This is a genomic window from Clostridium sp. (assembly GCF_030532265.1).
Classification (GTDB): Bacteria; Bacillota; Clostridia; order Clostridiales; family Clostridiaceae; genus Clostridium.
Genome location: NZ_JAUNLM010000061.1, coordinates 1 through 5,156, shown reverse-complemented (window position 1 = coordinate 5,156; position 5,156 = coordinate 1). Strand labels below are relative to the sequence as shown.

The 5,156-nt window shown below is 23.9% G+C and carries 4 protein-coding genes; 1 reads left to right on the top strand and 3 read right to left on the bottom strand.

Going from position 1 to position 5,156, the window contains the following annotated elements:
• Window positions 1-575: 575 nt before the first annotated feature.
• Entirely contained in the window at window positions 576-1,328 is a 753-nt protein-coding gene (locus Q4E08_RS10470) for an acyl-[acyl-carrier-protein] thioesterase (RefSeq protein ID WP_303130769.1), read from the top strand.
• Window positions 1,329-1,347: 19 nt separating this feature from the next.
• On the opposite strand, the gene Q4E08_RS10465 is transcribed toward Q4E08_RS10470, so the two are convergent.
• The 3 genes from Q4E08_RS10465 to ade form a co-directional block, all read right to left on the bottom strand.
• On the bottom strand, window positions 1,348-1,959 hold the full coding sequence (locus tag Q4E08_RS10465; RefSeq protein WP_303130768.1) for a DNA-3-methyladenine glycosylase: 612 nt from the start codon (window positions 1,957-1,959) through the stop codon (window positions 1,348-1,350).
• A 287-nt stretch (window positions 1,960-2,246) separates the two neighbouring features.
• Window positions 2,247-3,029, bottom strand: coding sequence for a hypothetical protein (locus Q4E08_RS10460; RefSeq protein WP_303130767.1), 783 nt, complete (start codon window positions 3,027-3,029; stop codon window positions 2,247-2,249).
• Window positions 3,030-3,153: 124 nt separating this feature from the next.
• The gene (gene ade, locus Q4E08_RS10455; protein ID WP_303130766.1) at window positions 3,154-4,890 is read right to left on the bottom strand and encodes an adenine deaminase; all 1,737 of its coding nucleotides are present in this window, start codon (window positions 4,888-4,890) and stop codon (window positions 3,154-3,156) included.
• Between the last annotated feature and the right edge of the window lie 266 nt (window positions 4,891-5,156).

Below are 5,156 nucleotides of genomic sequence, written 5' to 3'. Positions count from 1 at the left end.
AAAAAAACTTCGCCCCTAAAAAATAGGACGAAGATTATATCCGTGTTGCCACCTAAATTGTATAGAATAAAATTTTAAACTATACCACTCAATTTCAAGTACTAACATACTCTATCTGCTGTAAGGTGCAGCCAACCACTTAGATACTTTTTTATTTAAAAATATATTTTTTAAATAAAATTTCACTTTGTTCCTCAAAGGTCCATTCACTAAATTCTTTCTTGCCTTAATTCCACCACCTAAAGCTCTCTTTGTTGAACCTAAATTTAGTTACTACTCCTTATCAAAGGATTTTTTAAATTTAATTATATTTTTATTATACATCAAAAATTCAAATTTATCTTTAAACTTTTAATTACATATATTATTTTAAATTTTACAAACAGTGAAAAGTTTACAGGCTCTATTATAAAACTTTAATTACATATAAATTATTTTAAATTCCACTACATAATATTATTTTTTAATTTAAATATATTTATACTATTAATATATTCCAAAAAATACATATTTTCCGAAGCTGTGCTATAATATTTATTATTGATATTTACAAAATTATAAGGAGGCAATATATTTTGAGTACAGCTTTTGAAAAACAATATAAAATAAATGCTTTTGATGTTGATACAGAACATAAATGTAAATTCTCAACTCTTGCTGATTATTTATGGGATGTTGTTATAGCACAATCAGACTATTTAGGAGAAACTAAAGAAGGTTTCGTGCATAATAAATGCGTTTGGGTTCTTTTAAAATATGATATGACAATATACGAGTATCCTAAATTTAGAGATACTATAACTGTTGATACTACAGTTTTAGGTTCAAAGAAATTTTATGGTTACAGAAAAAATACTATAAAAAATTCCGAAGGTAAAATTATAGGAGAAGTTGTTTCAACAGCTATATTAATAGATTTTGAAAAGAGACGTCCAACAAAAATTTCACAAGACCAATGTGAGATATATGGAATTTCAGGAGAATTAGAAGAAGTTCCACCTTTAGATGATATTAAAAATGTTGAAAATGAAGAGTACATAAAAGATTATCCAATTAGATTTAGTGATATAGATGCTAATGGTCATGTAAATAATGTTAAATATATGGAAATGGCAATGGATACTCTACCAAGAACAATATTAAATGATTATAGATTATTTAATATTAAAGTTTTATTCAAAAAAGAAACAACTGATGGGGACACATTACATATTACATCCGAAATAGTTAATAATGAAAATGATGAAATTACAACTGTTCATAATATTACAAGTAATAATACAGGTAAGTTACTTACTAAATTACAATTTATATGGAAAAAGAAATAAGATAGGCTTTTTGTCTATCTTATTTTTTAGAAACATATTTATTTCCTTCTATGTAAAATCTCCAAGGGAAATGAATAGCTTCCTCTGCATAATCAATTCCTATTCGCTTTGTTTTAACTACACCAAAATCTTTAAATCCATCATCTATTAAGTAAAGCTTTCCTTTTTCATAAAGCTTAATTGCATTTAATTCTCTATCAATTAATAAAGCTTTGCATAACTTTCCTGGGCCATTTGTAAGGGCTAATTTTTGTGTATTTGTAAGGTTATCAAAATCTTTATTAAATCTTTTATTAGAAATATAATCAAATTCATTTAAAGGTTCTAATGCTCTAATTAATACAGCTTCAGCTTCTTCTTTTATTCCTGTAACTACATTCAAACAATTATACATACCATATATAAGATAAATGTAAGCTATTCCACCTTCTGAATAAAGTACTTCTGTTCTTTTAGTCCTTCTTCCATTATAAGCATGACAAGCTTTATCTCCATTACCAATATAAGCTTCTGTTTCAACAATTCTTGACTTTATTATTTTTCCATCAACTTCTCTAACTAAAATTTTGCCAAGTAAATCTTTTGCTAAATATAATGCATCTTTTTGAAAATAATCTTTATCTAACAACATAATAATTCTCCTATTTAAATATATAAATTTATTATTGGATAATTTACTATACTTATACATATAATTTATGCTCATCTATATTATAAAACTTTATTTCATTTATAATAATAAATTCAAAAAAATTTTTAAAACCAATATTAATTAAATTAATACATACAAAAACCAGTAGAATTTTATACTACTGGTTTTTGTATATTTTTTATAATTCATATTTAAATTACTTATTATATTATAATTTAAAAGTATAATTTCATTATTAAAAATAATATATTATTAATACTTTAATTTTATTTATTGTATACTGCATTTAATTCACAATAAAGTAAACTCATAAATTTATTTTTTAAATCAACCATATCTTGTAATCTTTCAGTAAATACATCTTCTGATTCTTCAAATGGTTCTATTAATCTTCCTAAATATTCTTCTACATTTTCACAGTTAGTTATTCTTACAAAATCATATGTGCTGTCTATAAGTTCTGTAACATACTGAACTGCTGAACGTGAATAAAGACTATGAACTCTAAACTTTCCATCTTTTAATACATAAAAATTTTTCTTTTGCTTGCTGTAAATTATAAAATCTTTTATATCTATTTCAGCTAATAAATTATCAAGCTCAGATATAAATATATTTAAATTATATTCTTCTAATGAATCATATTCTTCTGGTGTATCTCTTTCAACCTTTAAAACCTTTCCTAATGTTTCAAGGCTTGATTTTACAATTACTCCACCATCTTTTATAAATTTTATATCAGAAGCATCATATTTTTTAACATTTTCCTTAAAGTTTTGATCCATATATTCATCTACATCATCAACAACCTTAAATTCAAAATTATAAGTTGGGTATGAATATAAGTTTATATCATTAGAATTTGAAATAATCTTAAGTGTTATACCATCTTTAGTTTTTATTATATTATAAACTTTAGCATCTACATTTAAGTTGTTAGAAAAATCATTATATATTTTATTTAAATCTTCTAATATTTTTATATATTCATCATATTTAAATGGTTCCTTGGATAAACTTAAATAATATCTAACATCATTTTCCATCATCTATAATTCATCTCCTATATTAAAAGTAAACAAGTACATATCTTACTTCTAATTATAAGTAAATTTATCCTTTACATATTGGTTTTTACCTAAATTTTATATATATTTCATAATTATATAACACTTAGTAAGATGCGTTAATAAACTTAAAATTATTTACATCAAATAAACCTCTATCTGTTATTTTAAGCTCTGGAATTACTGGTAATGCTAAAAATGATAATGTTAAAAATGGATTAAAATCAATTTCTGGCCCTATTTTACCTACTGCTTCATGTAAATTTTCAAGATCTTCTAACACATATTTTGTATCTCTTAATGTCATTATTCCACCAAACTCAAGTTGAATACTTGCTAAAACTTTATTATTTTTTGTAACAACAATTCCACCACCAATTCTCTCAAGTTCATTAACAGCAAGAAGCATATCATTATCATTGCTTCCTGTAACAATAATATTATGAGAGTCATGTGCTATTGATGTTGCTATTGCACCTTCTTTAATTTGAAGTCCATTTATAATTCCAAGACCTATCTGTCCACTTCCTTTATGTCTTTCAATAACTGCAACCTTTAATAAATCATCTTTTGTGCTACTTACAAATTCATCTTTATTTTCTAAATTATCAACTTGTATTTTTAAATGATTGCTTTCTAATCTATTTTTTATAAGTCCTATAACATTTATATATTTTTTATTCTTTAAGTCAATTTTAAAACTACCTAGAGAAATATTAGGTAAATGAATACTATTTTTAATATTTATAGTTTTCTTTTCTTTACTACAATCATAAATTAACTTATCTTTTTTAACTACAAGGGTTCCATCTTTATATACTGAATTTATAGAAAAGTTTTCTAAATTATCTAATATTACAAAATCTGCGACATATCCTGGTGCTATTGCCCCTTTATCCTTTAAACCGTAACATTCTGCTGTATTTAATGTTGCCATTTGTATTGCTGTTTCTTTTTTTATTCCATAATCAATTGCCATCTTTATTGATTTATCTATACTTCCATTTTTCATTAAATCGTCAATATGCTTGTCATCTGTACAGAAGCATAACCTTCTTGTATTGTATATATTAACTGAAGCTAATAACTCTTTTAAATTTTTTGCTACTGTTCCTTCTCGCATAAGGACATACATTCCTCGTCTTAATCTATCTATAACTTCCTTGCTTGTATGACATTCATGATCTGTTTTTACATCACAAACTCTATAAGCATTTATCATTTCTTCATTAAAACCTGCACAATGTCCATCAACAATTAAATTTCTATTTTTAGTTTCTAAAAATTTATTTATCATTTTGTCATCACAATTAAAAACAGCTGGTGCATTCATAACTTCAGCAAGTCCAAGCACAAATTTATTATTATATAAATCCTTTAAATCTTCTGCTTCTATTCTTGCTCCTGAATCTTCAAAATCTGTTGATGGAACACAAGAAGAAATCATAAAATAAAAATCTAAAGGTACATCTTCACTTAAATCCATCATAAGCTTTATACCTTCAACACCTAATACATTTGCTATTTCATGCGGGTCTGTTACCATTGATGTTATTCCATGCTTTAATGCTTCTTTATAATATTCATTTGGTGTAATTAAAGAAGATTCTATGTGAGCATGTCCATCAATAAGTCCTGGAACTATATATTTTGAAGTTCCATCAATTTCTTCCCTTCCATTATAATTTCCAAGTCCAATTATATATCCATCTCTTATTGCAACATCACATATAAATGTATCACTTTGAAATACATCAACTACATTTATATTTTTAATTACTAAATCACTTAATTCTTTCTTGGTTGAGCTTTTAATTTGATTTTTTAAAATTTCTTTTTTCATTTATTAACTCTCCCTTCAAAGGTAATACGATTTTAAGTTACACTTTTTGTATATTATTTAAATTATATGCTTAATTGAAATATTATTGTAATCCTTTAAATAAATATATTAATTATAAATTTTATTAATACAAAAAAACTTTATATAAATTCATAATATTTTATATAAATAATCTAAAACTTTAACTTAAAATATTAAAATTTCTTATTACTTTAACTTAAAACTTTATAACTTAAAATAAAACTTAATATATAAATTAAAATATA

Excerpts from the sequence above, each read along its gene's own strand:
- Q4E08_RS10465 (WP_303130768.1), bottom strand. The coding sequence starts at position 1,959 with ATGTTGTTAGATAAAGATTATTTTCAAAAAGATGCATTATATTTAGCA.
- Q4E08_RS10460 (WP_303130767.1), bottom strand. The coding sequence starts at position 3,029 with ATGATGGAAAATGATGTTAGATATTATTTAAGTTTATCCAAGGAACCA.
- ade (WP_303130766.1), bottom strand. The coding sequence starts at position 4,890 with ATGAAAAAAGAAATTTTAAAAAATCAAATTAAAAGCTCAACCAAGAAA.